15 protein-coding genes are annotated in these 16,033 nt (G+C 40.5%); 1 reads left to right on the forward strand and 14 read right to left on the reverse strand.

The features are described 5' to 3' along the window. Nucleotides 1–43 precede the first annotated feature (43 nt). From MWU82_RS01285 to MWU82_RS01320, 8 genes are all read right to left on the reverse strand, one after another. Nucleotides 44–1,087, reverse strand: coding sequence for a Gfo/Idh/MocA family oxidoreductase (locus MWU82_RS01285; RefSeq protein ID WP_247094946.1), 1,044 nt, complete (start codon nt 1,085–1,087; stop codon nt 44–46). A 156-nt stretch (nt 1,088–1,243) separates the two neighbouring features. Then, nucleotides 1,244–2,518, reverse strand: coding sequence for a TRAP transporter large permease (locus MWU82_RS01290; protein ID WP_247094947.1), 1,275 nt, complete (start codon nt 2,516–2,518; stop codon nt 1,244–1,246). After that, nucleotides 2,515–2,979: a TRAP transporter small permease gene (locus MWU82_RS01295; protein ID WP_247094948.1), complete on the reverse strand. Its 465-nt coding sequence runs from the start codon at nt 2,977–2,979 to the stop codon at nt 2,515–2,517. Before MWU82_RS01295 ends, MWU82_RS01290 begins: the two co-directional genes overlap by 4 nt. Nucleotides 2,980–2,983: 4 nt before the next feature. Next, complete coding sequence (locus MWU82_RS01300; RefSeq protein WP_215947782.1) at nt 2,984–3,964, reverse strand: TRAP transporter substrate-binding protein; 981 nt, start codon at nt 3,962–3,964, stop codon at nt 2,984–2,986. Between the two features lie 238 nt (nt 3,965–4,202). Next, nucleotides 4,203–4,829 carry a phosphoribosyltransferase family protein gene (locus MWU82_RS01305; RefSeq protein ID WP_215947783.1) on the reverse strand — a complete coding sequence of 209 codons (627 nt, stop codon included), beginning with the start codon at nt 4,827–4,829 and terminating at the stop codon, nt 4,203–4,205. Continuing rightward, entirely contained in the window at nt 4,822–5,490 is a 669-nt protein-coding gene (locus tag MWU82_RS01310; RefSeq protein WP_215947784.1) for a dienelactone hydrolase family protein, read from the reverse strand. Before MWU82_RS01310 ends, MWU82_RS01305 begins: the two co-directional genes overlap by 8 nt. A gap of 422 nt (nt 5,491–5,912) precedes the next feature. After that, nucleotides 5,913–6,278, reverse strand: a complete 366-nt coding sequence (locus MWU82_RS01315; protein WP_215947785.1) for a hypothetical protein — start codon at nt 6,276–6,278, stop codon at nt 5,913–5,915. A gap of 407 nt (nt 6,279–6,685) precedes the next feature. Then, nucleotides 6,686–7,951, reverse strand: coding sequence for a PQQ-dependent sugar dehydrogenase (locus tag MWU82_RS01320; RefSeq protein ID WP_247094949.1), 1,266 nt, complete (start codon nt 7,949–7,951; stop codon nt 6,686–6,688). A gap of 196 nt (nt 7,952–8,147) precedes the next feature. Between MWU82_RS01320 and MWU82_RS01325 the strand changes: the two genes are divergently transcribed. Further along, nucleotides 8,148–11,174: an aminotransferase class III-fold pyridoxal phosphate-dependent enzyme gene (locus tag MWU82_RS01325; RefSeq protein ID WP_247094950.1), complete on the forward strand. Its 3,027-nt coding sequence runs from the start codon at nt 8,148–8,150 to the stop codon at nt 11,172–11,174. Nucleotides 11,175–11,342: 168 nt separating this feature from the next. Here the strand turns inward: MWU82_RS01325 and MWU82_RS01330 are convergent, their stop codons facing one another. The 6 genes from MWU82_RS01330 to MWU82_RS01355 all read right to left on the reverse strand — a co-directional run bounded on the left by MWU82_RS01330 (nt 11,343) and on the right by MWU82_RS01355 (nt 15,801). Continuing rightward, nucleotides 11,343–12,620, reverse strand: a complete 1,278-nt coding sequence (locus MWU82_RS01330) for a DUF3570 domain-containing protein (RefSeq protein ID WP_247094951.1) — start codon at nt 12,618–12,620, stop codon at nt 11,343–11,345. Between the two features lie 7 nt (nt 12,621–12,627). Next, the gene (locus tag MWU82_RS01335) at nt 12,628–12,837 is read right to left on the reverse strand and encodes a DUF4266 domain-containing protein (protein ID WP_215947789.1); all 210 of its coding nucleotides are present in this window, start codon (nt 12,835–12,837) and stop codon (nt 12,628–12,630) included. A 4-nt stretch (nt 12,838–12,841) separates the two neighbouring features. Beyond that, a complete protein-coding gene (locus MWU82_RS01340) occupies nt 12,842–13,741 on the reverse strand; it encodes an FAD:protein FMN transferase (RefSeq protein ID WP_247094952.1) in 900 nt (299 codons plus the stop codon). A gap of 86 nt (nt 13,742–13,827) precedes the next feature. Next, nucleotides 13,828–14,262, reverse strand: a complete 435-nt coding sequence (locus MWU82_RS01345; protein ID WP_247094953.1) for a thioredoxin family protein — start codon at nt 14,260–14,262, stop codon at nt 13,828–13,830. 35 nt (nt 14,263–14,297) lie between these two features. Further along, nucleotides 14,298–14,747, reverse strand: coding sequence for a Rieske 2Fe-2S domain-containing protein (locus MWU82_RS01350; protein WP_247094954.1), 450 nt, complete (start codon nt 14,745–14,747; stop codon nt 14,298–14,300). Between the two features lie 145 nt (nt 14,748–14,892). Next, nucleotides 14,893–15,801 (reverse strand): alpha/beta hydrolase, encoded by a 909-nt coding sequence (locus MWU82_RS01355; RefSeq protein ID WP_247094955.1) that lies wholly within the window; start codon nt 15,799–15,801, stop codon nt 14,893–14,895. Nucleotides 15,802–16,033: the final 232 nt, after the last annotated feature.

A 16,033-nucleotide genomic window follows, 5' to 3' on the forward strand; every position in this document is an offset into this window, starting at 1 on the left:
TTTAACGGAGGCAGTTAATTCCTATTTCAAAATCAGTTCCCATCTATAATTCCACGACCCTCTTTTCCTTGTTGCTTTTCAGAGCCGCCTCGATTATTTTTATAACGTTCATGCCGTCTGTTGCGGAGACTGGGACCGACTTGTTATTTCTTAAAGCTTGGTAGATACCTTCGTAATACGCCATATAGTCCCCATTTAAAGTTGGGACGTATTCCTTGATAATTTTACCATCCTTTTCTGTATGCAACATTCCTTTTTCTTTTTCCGGTTCTGCTCCCCAGTTTTGTGTACCTGGTGTTTTTTCTGCCTGAAGGGCAGCCTCCTGTACATCGGCTTTGGATTTTATAAAAGAGCCTTTGGTTCCGTGAAGAATATTTCCAGGCAAAGCCTCACGAACGTAATAGCTGGATTTCAATATTACCCTATGGTTGTTATAGAACAATTTTACATCAAAATAATCCCCTACCTTGGAATTGGGGCGAAAGGTGTCCAGATCGCCGAAGACGGCATTTGGCATACCAAACAACATCAAAGCCTGATCTATCAAATGTGAACCCAAGTCATATATACTTCCAACGGCGGCCGTGGGTATTTCCTTATGAACCTTGTAACTCAGCCCTGGGTCATAACGATCATAATGGATTTCCGCCTCTACAATATTTCCTAGCCAGCCCTCATCCATTACTTTTTTTACCGTCTTAAAATCACTGTCATATCTTCTATTGTGAAACACAGAAAGTGTTACCTTTTTCTCCTTGGCCAATTGGGTCAATTCTTCCGCCTGTGCTACGGTAGCCGTAAAGGGCTTTTCTACAATTACGTTTTTCCCTGAATTTATGGCCTGTTTGGTAAAATCATAATGCGTTACACTTGGTGTATTTACCACTACCAATTCTATATTTTTATCTGCCAACAATTCCTCCAAGGTGCGGAAGGTTTTTATATTTGGATATTTGGCCTGGGCGTTGTTCTTGGTTCTCTCCCAAACTCCGTATAAATTAAATCCGGGATGTACTTCAATGAAGGGGGCGTGAAAAACGAATCCACTCATTCCAAAAGAGCATAAGGCTGTATTTATGGGTTTCATAGGCTTAATTTTAAGTATATTAATTTATAGGTTTTAGATAATAACCGACTAAGAAATTATCCTTTGTAAAAATTTTATGTTTCATTTAGGGGCCTGAAATATCAATTTTCCTTCAATTTTAAAACAAGGTTTGAACCTTATCTGACTGTTTAAAAATCAATCGATAAACAAGTTTGGCAATGCTAAGGAGAACCACGGAAATAACGTAACTAAAATCAGCACCAAAAAGCTTACCAACAAAAATGGTAGACCAGCTTTACTTACTGCACCAATGGAAATTTTTCCAATACTGGAAGCCACAAAAAGGCAAACCCCCACAGGAGGAGTTGTTAATCCTATAATTAAATTGAGAACGGCTATCACGGCAAAGTGGATCGGGTCCACATCCACGGCAACCGCCACTTTTAAAAGGATTGGAAAAAGTATCAATAAGGCGGCAATGGTCTCCATAAAGGTGCCTACCACGATCAATAGCAGATTGATCAGAAGTAAGACTACATATTTATTGTCCGAAAACCCCAAGATTTCCTTGGATATCTCTTGTGGAATTTGCTCTGTAATCAAGATATAGCCAAAAAGGTTGGCAAAACCCACCAAGACCATAAGGGAGGCCGAAGTCTTCATGCTGTCCAGGATAATGACCTGTGTGTTTTTCAAATTCAATTTTTTATACACGAATTTGCCAATAATCATAGCATAGACTACAGCGATAATCGAGGCCTCAGTTGGCGTAAATATTCCGCCCACAATTCCATATAGGATAATAAAGGTCATCAACAACGACCAAAAGGTATCCACAAAACTGCGTGCTACATCCCTTAGGCTACTGCGCTTATGTTTTGGGTATTTTTTTCGCTTGGATATAAAATAGGCGGTAAACATAAGACCAACGCCCAATAACAATCCAGGGAGTGCTCCTGCCAAAAACAATTTCCCTACGGACAGGCCGCTCAAGGTTGCGGCGATGATCATGGGCACGCTGGGGGGAATTATGGGCCCTATGGTGGAGGAAGCTGCTGTAACAGCACATGAAAAGTCCGTATCGTAACCTTGCTTTTTCATAGCAGGGATCATAATGGAGCCCATACTGGCCGTATCCGAAATGGCCGTACCGGAAATTCCTGCAAAAAGCATTGAAGCACCAATATTGACCAGGGAAAGTCCACCGCGAATATGACCTAAAAGATGGTTGCAGAACTTAATTATTTTTTCAGTGAGCCCACCTTGGTTCATCAGATTTCCAGCAAGTATAAATCCAGGAACACTGAGCAGTACAAAGACATCTATGCCCGAGTACATTTTCATGGGTACAATGATCAAAGGAACCCCTTTGATAACCAAATAGCTTAAGCAGGCAAGTCCCAAGGCAAAGGCAATAGGAAAGCGAAGTATCAGACCAAGAATAAAAACGACAACGAGTATCCAAATCATGGTCTAGAATTTTTCATAATTTTCATAATTTTTCTAAGGAGATAATAACTTATTGATATAGACATTATAAAGATGCTAAAGAAGGCTATACCCATATTGAAGCCCATACTAGGGGATTTTTCAGGTATTCCCAAAATCACGAATTTAATGGCGTATATGGCCATAACCACAAAAAGAATTAGGGTAATTGAGGGTACTGCCAGGTTTAATGTTTTTTTGATCCTTTCTGGAAAACGCTCGTAAAACATGTCCAAATGCACGTAAAATTCATTCTTCATGGCCAGACCTGCGGCGAACGACATGGCATAAATAAAGAAAAGACGTGAGGCCTCCTCTGTCCAAGGTGGGGTATTTATGGGTGTAAAACGACAGATTATTTGAAGCAGCACAGTAAACAACAGACCATATGTACTTAATAAGGTCCCCATTTTAAGCAGGCGGCCAATGGTTTTATTTAACATCGTTTTAGTCTTTTTTAAGTTCTCGATATATTTTTTGTATTTCGGGAGAGAGGCTTTCATAAATAGCTTTCTCACTTTTTTTTGCAAAGGCTTCTTTGTCCACTTCTATAAATTGCATGCCCTCAGCCTTTAATTCCTCCTGTACATTCTTTTCGTTTTCAAGATAGAGCTGGTGTTCATAGGCTTGCATTTCTTTCCCTGCCTGTAGAAAAATTTCCTGAAGGTCTGGGGGCAGCTTCTGAAATTGCTTTTCACCCACTACGGGGTACACCCAACTAATAACATGTCCTGTTAGGTTGAGGTATTTCTGTACCTCGGAGAAACCTGCGTTATGGATCATGGCGAAGGGATTTTCCTGGGCTTCGATAGTGCCCTGTTGTAGTGAAGTAAACACTTCGGAAAACGCCATGGGAGTTGGTTTGGCACCGAGAGCGCTCCAAGTGGTTACAAATGCGGGGACATTGGGTACCCTAATGATAAGTCCTTTTAGATCGTCCGGATGGCGTATTGGTCTATTCGAGGTTAAATGCCGTGGCCCACGTTCAAAATGGCCAAGAGCGCGTAAGCCTGCCTTTTTAATCATTTCCTCTTCCATTAATTTCCCGACGGGACCATTAATATAGCGATTCATATCAGTGGAATCCTTCATTAAAAAGGGTAACTCGCAGAATGTAGCCACTTCAAACCAATTGGTCAAGGTAGACCCGGTGGTGGTCATATCGATAACTTCGGCCTGGATTAGTCGAATGGCCTCGATCTCTTTGGCCAATTGTTCCGAGGGGTACAGCTCCACCTTGATGCGCCCATTGGAACGTTCTTCCACAATTTCTGCAAAATAGGCAAAGGCTTTGAACCAGGCATGGTCTTCATTGACCAATAGAGCGGTCCGCATTAAAAACTCGGGTTCTTTTTTTTGTGTTTCACATTGGGTGAAGAGGAATATGGAGAAAAAAAGGATTATTAATGTAGCAAGGAAACGGGCCATCCGAAATGGATTTATCATGGTATTGGTCCTAAATTGATTATTCCTTATAAATATAACTATTTAGTTTTAACAGCCATAAAAGTTACATGGGGACAAATAGGAAAAATAAAATTTCTTGAATTCAGAGAGAATCTTTTGGCAAGTCAATCAATAATTATGAATTAATACTGTTACTAAGGACTATCTCTTCTTGATGAAGTGCAGGAATAAGTGCTTGGACCAGCGCTTATAACCTTAATTATGCATCAAAATCTTCCAATATTTTAATGGCTTCTTCGTCGGACACCTGATCAAAATCCATATAAAACTGTCCTACGGCCTGAAAATTAAAGGGTGTCTCCAAGCATACTACTTCGCTTATATAGGGAGCGGCATTTAATTTTTGTACTGTTGATTTGGGAGCCACTGGTATGGCAATTATTATTTTTTGCGGCTTTTGGTCATAGACCAGCTGGGCGGTGACCCGTATTGTATTGCCAGTGGCTATTCCGTCGTCGATTATGATTACAATTTTATCCTTTAAGGCTATGGGAGATCTATTTTTAAAATATTGGGCTTGTCTTTTTCTTAGCTTTTCGCGAAGACGTTTCTTTTCTTTCTCTATATAAGCGATAGAAATTTCAATGTTATCGTCTAGGATAATATTGTTGAGGTTAAGAGCCCCGATTGCAAATTCCTTGTTGAAAGGATGACCAATTTTTTTGGAAAGGGCAACATCCAATCTTGCGTTAAGTGATTTGGCCACAATGGCCCCCAAGGGTAATCCGCCCCTAGGGATTGCCAAAACAACAACGTTCTCTCTGTCTTTATATGAAATTAACTTGTTTGCTAACTGCAGCCCGGCATCGATTCTGTCCTTAAACATTTTTTATAGGTTTTTTAGTTATCAGCCATTTCTTAAACCAGGTTGCGGAGAGTTCGGCCACCTTTTCCAGCTTTCCTGGTTCCTCAAAAAGATGGCTTGCCCCTGGTATGGTTTCAAATTTTTTTTCACATTCCACTTTAGCATAGGCCTTGATATTTAATTCCAGGACTGCCGAATCCTTTCCACCAACAATAAATAAGGTTGAAGCTGTAACCTCGGGTATTTCGTCTAAGGCAAGGTCTGGTCTTCCGCCCCTGGAGACAATGGCCTTTATATCATCCTTAAAAAAGGCGGCCGCTCCTATGGCCGATGCCGCCCCGGTACTGGCCCCGAAATAGCCCAAGGAAAGACTCTTTGTTTCTTTTTGTAGTTGTACCCATTTTGTTGCTGCTATTAAGCGTTGGGTCAATAGGTCAATATTGAACCGGGTTTCGTAGTTTTCGTCTTCGCTTTCGGTCAATAAGTCGAGCAATAAGGTAGCCAGTCCCTGTTGATTAAGTATGTTGGCAATGAAATTATTTCTGGGGCTAAGCCTACTGCTACCACTACCGTGGGAGAATATGACCAAACCCTTGGCATTTTCAGGGATGTACAAATTAGCCTTTAATGTTAGTTGATTTAGAGGAATGGCAATGGCGTTATTTTTTTCTTTTTCTAACATTATAATACTATTATGGATTGAGTACTCTTAGGGGATGTTTCAGGAATTATTCCCAAACACACCAACTTTCGTTCACAACAATTTTACGGCCCAGATGGCGGTCTTTTTGGATTGGGAAAAATAGTTGTCGGCTTTACCGACAATTATTAAAGTAGAGTAATTATATAGGTAAAACAATGATATAGGTCATATGCCAATACCGTTGGGGATTAAGGCCTTTAGGTTCCGTAGTGGGACTGTTTGTCCGACACGCTTTAAGTTTAGGAATAAATTTGTTTATGGGAAAGATGTTATAGAATTACCATATATTTTATTCCAAAAAGAAAAAAACCCTTAGGATTAAGGGTTTTTAATTTAAATAAGAATGCTTTTAGCTTTGCCGCACTATTAAGTTTTGGCAACCTAAGTGCTATACTTGCCGACTAAAGTCTGACCAGCTCTTCTGTGTCAATAGCTTCTTTAAGTTTGGCCTTTATATAGCTATGGCTATTAAAAAAGCGCTTTCCGTTTTGTCGCTTTAGGTGCACTACCTTACTGCCATCTGGCATCACTTTCATTTTAGAAACGATCACTTTGCTTTGGAAAAGTGTTTTGTAGTTTGGGATTCCCCCTTTCTTAATGATAAAATTCATCCTTGGCACTTCTATATGTTCATACAGATTTGCTGAGGGACTTCCAATCATTAATACCGAACCAACTTCCAAATCATCAATTTCGTTTGTTGTTGTTGATGCCTGCAGTAACGTCATACCGCAAAAAAAATAAAGTGCTGTTAATACTGTTTTCATAGTTTTACAGGTGTTTTTTAATTGTTTAATCATTTTTACCGTCTAAAAATAATAATTATGGAATATTTATTTTCTTAAGATTTTCATAAATCGGACCTTACAAATGTTTAATTATAGAGCAGGTAATTTTACAAAGGTTGTTTGGTGGAATCCACCGATATCTTTGTAATTGAAGGATGGCGAAATTGTAAATTGTTTGAATCCCATGCTAAAATGCTCTATTCCAATAGTTAGAGTTTATTGGATGATTGGGAATTGGGTAAAAAAAAATCCCTATAGAAAAATTTCTTAAGGGATTTTTATTAATTAAATACTACATTAACGGATTATTGCCCTTTTAGGTCAATAGCTTCCCTATCACTTTGAGAAATAGCTACAAGTGATAGTTTAGGGTACTATCGAGATGATCAATAGGTAATTTTGTATATGGTTCCGTTTAAATCTTCACTTACATACAATTCGCCATCAGGCCCTTGTGCCAATCCACAAGGTCTGTGCTGAATTGGGCCACTGGGATTTGCGAGGTCGATGCCGGAAAAGTTATCCGCAAAAATTTCCCAATTTCCATTTGGCTTGCCATCCTTAAAAGGAACGAAGGCTACGAAATATCCTTTTTTTAGCTCCGGGGACTGTCCGTGGAAAGCAATAAAAGCACCATTCCTATATTTTTCCGGGAACATGGTTCCTGTGTAAAAAAGTAGGTCGTTGGGAGCCAAATGCGCCGGGAATGCCATTATAGGTTCTATAGTGTTTTCACTTCCTGTTTTTTCACCGTCGCCCCCATATTCCGGTGCAAGGATATTCTTCTTCTTAAACTGATCGTAATAGATATATGGCCAACCAGCATCGTCACCATCCTGAAGCTCATATAGAGTTTCTGCAGGAAGTTCCTCACTGTGCTTGGCGGTATAGTATTCAGGATAAAAATCATGGAAAGCTCCCCTGCCATGAACGACCGCGAATAAGGAGTTGGTCTTGTGATTCCAAGCGGTACCCACTGCATTTTTGACTCCGGTAGCATAGCGTTTACCATCAGCGAAGGATTGATTTAATTTATCGGCCTTAAATTGCCATATTCCCCCAGCGGAATCCAGAATAGCACAGGGCATAATACCTTTTCCGGTACCCTCTTCACGACAGGAATCGTTCCAGGAGCCTATAGTGACATAAATGTTGGCATTATCGTCCATTACAAATGATTTTGCATTGTCACGGCCCTTGTCCGCCAATCCGTCCACTATATTTTCTGGATTTTCAATATCGATAATTTCTTCCTTTTCATTTAATTTATAGCGATAGACCCCAGAATTGGAGGAGGTATATAAATAACCATTTTTAATCAAAATGCCTGTTCCAGGGAGATTGCCAAATGGTTGTTCTAGATCAATTTTTCCGTCTTGATCGCTATCCTTTAATAAAACAATAGCCTTTTCGTCTTTTAGTTTGGATCTATTTGCGTAGATATCCCCATTTTTTGAGACGGTCATATGTCTTAGATTCCCCAAATCCTTGGCCACCAGTTCAATGGAAAATCCATCAGGGACCACTATATTGGTTTCATTGATGGGTTCTGCTTTTTTTTCAGATTTCTGCTTGCATTGGGTAGTAAGTGCCCCCAGCAAAACAATCATGGATAATGACTTAAATACAGGGAAGGAAACTGTGTTCTTCATGGATAAATTTTAGTTTGGTTGGATCAAGGGCTAAAGATAGTATATCAATCTTATTTTTTGGTAAAAAACCCAAATTTGGCCTTAGATATACAAGTGTTTTAATTCTTTGTCCTAATGGTCTGGTGAAAATAATATGCTTATTTTGGTTGTTGGATAATTTGTTCATAGGAGCGTATAGGAAAAAGGAACCAAGCTAATGGAGTACAATAAAATTCGAATTACTGCGGATCAAGCTATCAATATTGCGATTGAAAATTTTAACATTCAAGGTACGGCCAAACCATTGCCCGGGGAAATCGATTTTAATTTTAAAATTGATGCAACCGATGGGAGGGCCTATATCCTAAAAATATCCCGTCCGGACGAGAACGCGGATTATTTGGATTTTCAGCAGAAACTGTTGCAATATATCGCAAAAAGTGGTTCTGATTTAACTGTTCCCAGCGTAATTCCGGATAAGAATGGGAGCTTGATTTCGGAGACTAAGGACGATTCAGGTCTAATCAGGAAAGTGCGACTGTTGTCTTGGATAGCCGGTAGGGTTTGGAGTGGTGTAAACCCGCAATTGGATGATCTTCGCTACAGCTTGGGAGAGCATTGTGGAAAACTAACATATGCCTTGCAGGGTTTTGATCATCCAGAGGCCCATCGGAAATTTGTTTGGGATATAGCAGAAGGGGATTGGACCACTGAATATCTGGACCTCTTTAGTAATGGGGACAAAGAAGTCATTTCCTGTTTTCAGGACCAATTTCATCTGGCACAACCCGGTTATGACAACCTAAGGCAGGCTGTGGTTCATAACGATGCCAACGACAATAATGTAATTGTTTCCCCAGATCTAATGACTCCCAAGGTAGTTTGTGCCATAGATTTCGGGGATTCTGTTTATACTCAAATAATCAATGATTTGGCCGTAGTCTGTGCCTACGCCATTATGCACCACAATGATCCGCTTCAGGCGGCTTTGCCTATTGTTAGGGGCTACAACAATTCCTTTCCATTGTTAGAAAGCGAACTGGAGCATTTGTATATGGCCATCGCAATGCGTTTGGTGATATCCGTGACCAAATCGGCCATCAATAAAAAGAAGGAACCGGACAATACCTATCTTTTGATCAGTGAAAAACCGGCATGGGAGTTATTGCGAAAATGGAAGGATATAAATGCCGATTTTGCACACTATAGTTTTAGGGAGGCTTGTGGATTTACTGCCCATCCCGGGGAGGAAAAATTCAAGGTTTGGTCCCAAAGGCAAACCTTTTCTTTAGAAAGGCTATTCCCCAATATAGGGTTTAATGAAGTTTATACTCTGGATTTGAGCGTTTCCAGTAATTGGTTAGGGCATGAAAAAGACTTTAATGACCTGGATTATTTTCAATATAAACTCAAAAAGTTGCAAGGGCAATATCCTTCCAAAATATTGGCTGGAGGATATCTGGAGCCGAGGCCCATTTACACTACATCCTCCTATGATAAAATAGGGAACAACGGAAGGGAGAGTAGGAGTATTCATTTGGGAGTGGATTTTTGGTTGCCGGCCAATACTGCCGTGCATGCTCTTTTTGATGGGGAAGTGGTTACTGCTGTTAATGATGAAGGGGATAAGGAATATGGTGGATTGGTCATTTTAAAACATCAAGGGGAAGGTTTTGAGTATTACACACTTTACGGACATTTGTCAGTTGCAAGTGCTACCCGGAATAAGATTGGCACTTACTTAAAGGCAGGCGATGTCATAGGCATTTTGGGGAATTGGCCAGAGAATGGCAATTGGGCCCCACATCTGCATTTTCAGATTATGTTGTCCATGCTGCAATATAAGATTGACTTTCCGGGAGTGGCTTACTATAGCCAGATTGCCGTATGGAAAAGTCTTTGTCCAGATCCCAACCTTTTGTTTAAGACCAAGGGGCTTGTGGGGAGGAAAACTTCCTCCAATTCAGAAATCATAGACTATAGAAAACAACATTTGGGCAAAAGTTTAAGCCTGCAATACAAGGTGCCCATAAAAATGGTACGTGGGGCAGGGCAGTACCTAATGGACCAATATGGTAGAAAGTATTTAGATACCGTAAACAATGTGGCCCATGTGGGACATGAACATCCAGCGGTAGTAAAGGCAGGGCAGGAACAAATGGCCTTGATCAATACCAATAGTCGTTATCTGCATGAAAACATCAATGAGCTGGCCAAAGAGTTGTTGGAGACCTTGCCACCAAAATTAAGTGTGCTCCATTTTGTTAACTCTGGTAGTGAGGCCAATGAGTTGGCTATCCGGATGATAAAGGCCGCTACCGGTCAGCGCGACATCATTGCCTCTGAAGTAGGCTATCACGGAAATACCAATATGTGTATCGATATCAGTTCTTATAAGTTTGATGGCAAAGGAGGCAAGGGCGCTCCGGAACATACCCATATTTTTCCACTTCCCGATGCCTATAGGGGAAAGTACCAAGGGGAAAATACTGGAGAGCATTATGCAGAGGAGGTTAAGGTACAAATAGATAAGATTCATACAAAGGGCAGGGGAGTAGGGGCCTTTATCATCGAGCCCATTATTAGCTGTGGGGGACAGATAGAGTTGCCAGAGGGATTTTTGGCAAAAGCCTATCAATATGTTAGGGAAGCGGGCGGACTCTGTATTTCTGATGAGGTACAAGTGGGTTGTGGCCGTATGGGCAGTACCTTTTGGGGCTTCCAAATGCATGGGGTGGTACCCGATATTGTGACCATGGGGAAACCTTTGGGCAACGGACACCCTTTAGCTGCCGTAGCCTGCACCCGTGATGTGGCCGAAAAATTTGCCAATGGTATGGAATATTTCAACACCTTTGGGGGTAATCCCGTATCCTGTGCCATTGGTGCAGAAGTCTTGAGAGTGGTGAAACGTGAGAAGTTGCAGGCACATGCCTTGGAGGTTGGAACCTATTTAAAAAAGGAACTCATGGCTTTGGCATTAGATTTTCCAATTATTGGGGATGTAAGGGGCCAAGGTCTTTTCTTGGGGATCGAGTTGGTGAACGGTAAAAAGGAACCTTTGGCAAATAAGACCGATTATTTGGCCAACCGTATGAAAGACCATGGTATTCTTATGAGTACTGATGGTCCGGACCACAACGTTCTTAAAATTAAACCCCCAATGGTCTTTTCCCAGGAAAATGCAGAGGAACTTGTTTTTTACCTCGGAAAGATTTTGGCCGAAGATTTTATGACATTGTAAATAAATATTAGGTATTCACAGATCAATCGCTTCGTATAAGTCCCCACCCTAGCCCCGCCTAAAGTCGGGCAGGCTCTCCCCCAAGGGGAGGGAACTCCTGAGGCGTTTTTATGGTAATTATATTATATAAGGAACGTCAGAATATCCTGTGTGGGTTGTCACCAAATCCTAGTCCATAATAAACTTGGCACCCAATTCAAATATGCTGGCACTTAACCCGGTAGTCCTTTCGTATTGGTTAAACCTAAAACTAATGCTCTTTAAACCAAATTTCCACACTTTGCTCTGGGTAAAAATATCCTTATAGGTAACGCCAAAACCGTATTGATTACTATCAAATTCGGACAGGTCATAATCAGAGGTATAGTATTCATAGGTGGATAATGCCGTTTCCTTGGGGTAAAAATAATCGGAGGCTGTTTGGGTATAATAGCGGTACATAGGAAATACCGTAAACTTATCGGATATCTTTATTGGGATTTCCAAACTTCCGGTGTAAGCGGTAACTCCCCAATCGTCATAATAATACCTAAAATAAGCGCGAAGGCTTATAAGTTCGTTTAAATAGTAGGAAATACGGCCTCCAATAGGTACTTTGAATCTATTGAAGGGTAACTTTTCAACATTATCCGCCAACTGAAATTCTTCAATATAGAAGTCGCCCCTGTCCTGTAAATAGACCCTTTGGTGAGGGGTGGACAATAACCCTTCCTGAAAAATCACATCCAAGGAAAGTGAAGCTTGAAAGCGCTTTGTGATGATCTGGGAAAAATTAAGTGATATGGAATAGGAATTTCGATTCAGTTGATTGAATTCGTTGAACAAAGGAGAATAGGTGCCCGTTCCGGTAATTCTATCATCGAAAAAACCTTCTCGAAGTTCAATGGGGTATTGTGGTTTGTAGGTGTCCAAATACACCTGTCCACTAATTCCCAATTCTGTATTTTTTTCGTTCATGAGATGGGTATAGCCACCTCCGAAACCAATTGAAAAATAATCGTATTCCGCAGATACGGCCAAATTACCACTGAGAATAACATTGCGGTCTTTGGAACTATGGTTAAAGGTCGGGTGGAAATAAGTTAGGGCATCACTTCTGGAGGCACCTGAAGATTCAACCCAAGGACTAGCTGTTTTGTTTCCGTCAAAAGGGTTTATATTGCTCGAGGAGGCCGAAGTATAGGCAGATATTCCCGCATCTAAAGTAAGAACATTGTCCTCACCTATTGGGATGCTAACAATAATGGTCGGGGTCATATCGGTTAGTTTTTCTGTTCCCTCCCCTCCGGTGACAGCGGCATTGTCTCCATCCTGGCTATAATAGCTATAAAGAAGCTCCACTTCGGGAGTTTCCAAGACTTTCTTAACGTATTCCTGGTTGTTCCCTTGGGAAAATCCTGCCAATGAAATCAACCCAAAAATTAATATAAATCCTATTCTCATCATTTTTATTTTAATTACATCCACATCCACCACCTGTTTTTCCCCCATTGGCCCCTGCAGCAGCTTCCCGATATACGTGAAAATTGGTTTCGAAACGCTCCAAGCTTTTGGTAGCCAAGTTCATTTCTTCATCGTTGAGGTATACCTTGTCATATTCCCTTACCGCAACGCATGAGGAAAGTGATAAAATGCCCATAATAAGTATAATTAAGTGTCGCATAATGCTATTGGGTTTTGTTGAATTCAATGTTTTCAGAAGTGTGAATCTGATTTTCATCATCTATAATAATACATTCCACTCCTTTAATTTGGTTTATCATGTTAAGGCCCGTTTCCGTTCCGGTAATAAAAACAGAGGTTGCCAACGCATCACACAATTCCGCACTTGGGGCAAAAATGGTAACACTTAGGATGCCCGTGGAGGGATAACCGGTTCGCGGGTCAATAATATGGCTGTATTTTACCCCATCAAAGGTGACGTATTTTTCATAATTGCCAGATGTAGCAACTGCCGCGTTGACTACCGGGAACCAAGAGAATAGGTTGTCTTTGTTAAGGGGGTTGGTGATGCCCACCATCCAATCGGTTCCATCGGGCTGTTTTCCCCAGGTAGTTAGATCCCCTGAAGCATTTATAATTCCGGATTTTACGCCCTCGGCTTTTAACAAGCTCCTCACCTTATCTGCGGCATAGCCTTTGCCAATGGCACCGAAACCTATTTTCATACCTTCCAATTTAAGGAATACAGTTTGTGCTTTCTTATCCAGTACAATGTTTTGATAACCGATCTTGGCAACCGAATTTGTTATTGCTTCCTTAGATGGCATTTCCGTCATGCTGCCATCGTATCTCCAAACCTTATCAATGGAGGCATAGGTGATATCGAAGGCACCGTCCGTAATTTTGGAGACGGTGATGCATCGCCCAATAAGGTCTATTAATTCAAGATCAACCTTTACAGGTTTAATCCCGGCATTCAGATTGATATCTGAGGTTTGTGAGCTAGGAATCCATGAGGAAATCAACTTTTCAATTCTGGTGATTTCTTCTATGGCCATATCTATATAGTGGTCAGCAGTAACTTCATCCTTTGCAACTATAGTAATATCGAACCGGCTCCCCATTAATTTTGTGGTTCGTCTATGTGCTATTTCCTGCGCAAAAACGAAACATGGGATTAAAAATGCAATTGCGATTAAAGTTGGGTTTTTCAACCTTCGAACGAATTTAAAAGTTCAATATATTCTTTGACTGAAATATTTTTGAATCCAGTTTGCCCCAAGATATTTCCATTGGGGTCCAAAACTAGGACCAAGGGGAAGTATCCGTTTTTATTATACTTTTCTGCGAGTTGGGCGTTTTTATTCTTTTGGTCATCCGGGAGTTGATTTGCTTTCTTTCTAGGAAAATCTGCTCTAAGCATGATCCAATGGTCTTTGGCGTAATTCTGAAATTCAGGGGATTGCCAAATGCTCTTATCCAGTTTAATACATGGAGCGCACCAATCCGAACCAGAAAAGACCAATACTACATTTTGATGATTTTGTTTGGCAAGGGCAGCTGCGGTAGACCAATCGTTTTCCCACTTTTGGGCACTTAAAAGACTTGATACAAAAAGAGAAATAATTAAAATCGACTTTTGCATTGGGCGGGGTTTTGAGAACATAAAGGTATCTATTTTTAGGCGGAAACTGTCAAAATACTTCCACTTATACTAGTCGTATAAATCTTTAATCCCTTACTACCTTTGGAATTTAATCCTTTTCCATTTTGGTCGAAACGGGCATCATGTTCCCCACAAAAGAATTCGTTGTTTTTAAAGACCACTTTCTTTTTAAATTCATGACTGCATATAACAGTGGCGGCAACGTACTTGCCTTCCAGATTTTTGGCTATTACTACATTATTTTTAATGATGTAACCCCCATTATTTTGAAGTTTCCCCGCTTCCGAAGCAGATAAGTCAACAGTAAAGGGTACACTACTAGAGGAAGGGCTGTTTGCACCGGAAGATGAGTCTTCGGCCGTAGTAGGGTCCAACTCTTCTCTTAAACAACTTCCGAGGCAACGAAAGGTAACTGCCATAGCAGCTCCGGCGCCAATAGATTTGAGAAATTCTTTGCGTTCCATAAGTTTAGGGCTATATGTTTTATAGATAACAACTGAAACCTATAAGACCTCACCTAAACAACAAGGTATTTTTATTTATTAAGATTCTTTATTACGAGTATTTAGGCATACTCGTAGTTTGTGGACAACGGTGATATATTAATAACTACAAATTTTTTAACCATCCGATCCATTGATCGGTCCAGGTAGCTAAATGTGATTCTTGCAGTCCCAGGGCAAAACCATGACCCCCAGTTGGATAGATATGCATCTCAGCGGGAACTTGGTTCTTAATCAAGGCAGTATAGAATAAAAGACTGTTTTCTACGGGTACTCCTTTATCATCTGAGGCGTGCAGCAAAAAAGTGGGAGGGGTGTCGGAAGTAACCTGTAATTCGTTGGAGAAATGATCCAACATTTTTTGGGAAGGATTTTCCCCTAGCAAGTTTTTTCTGGAGCCACCGTGGGTATTTGGTTCCCCCATCGTAATTACGGGATAGGCCAAGGTCATAAAATCTGGGCGGGCACTAAGTTGGTCAATAGCATCTTGTTTGGTATACACTTCTTCATTATAGTGGGTGCCCAAAGTAGAAGCTAAATGACCTCCGGCTGAAAAGCCCAAAATGCCAATTTTATCTGGATCAATATTCCATTCTTCTGCGTTAGAACGAACCGTCCTCAAAGCGCGTTGTGCGTCCTGTAACGGAACTTTGTGTTTTTCTGTGACCGACTTGGAATTGGGCAGTCTGTATTTAACTACGATTCCGGCAATGCCCTTTCCGTTAAGGAATTTTGCAAAATCGGTTCCCTCCCAATCATAGGCTAGAATATGGTAACCACCTCCTGGAAAAATTAATACTGCTTGTCCGGTTGCTATTTTTTTAGCCGGAAGATATACTTCTATTTGTGGTATCTGAACTTTGGCGATTCTCACAATATCTGTACTAACAGCTTCTTCCTTTTCGTCGGTTTTTATCGAGTTGGGAATATCGTTGGGCCAGATTGGGAGTACGGTATTTTGGGCGAAAGTGGTCATGGTAAATAAACAGCTAAAAAGGAAAAAAAATAGTTTCATCTTAATTTTTGAATGGTTTGATTCGGCTAAAGATAGAAAATATCGTTGAACAAGAAGGGTTAAAGATTTTCAAGAGCATCCCAGCCCATAAAAAGGGTTTTTAAAAGCGACTTTTGTCGCTATAAGGCCTAAATTTTTGATGCCCTGTAGTTATTACAAGTAACATATTGATAATTATTAGATATTATATATTTTGTAAAATACTGATTAAGAATTGTTTATATATTTGTTA

The organism is Arenibacter sp. S6351L (assembly GCF_023016025.1).
Lineage (GTDB): Bacteria > Bacteroidota > Bacteroidia > Flavobacteriales > Flavobacteriaceae > Arenibacter > Arenibacter algicola_B.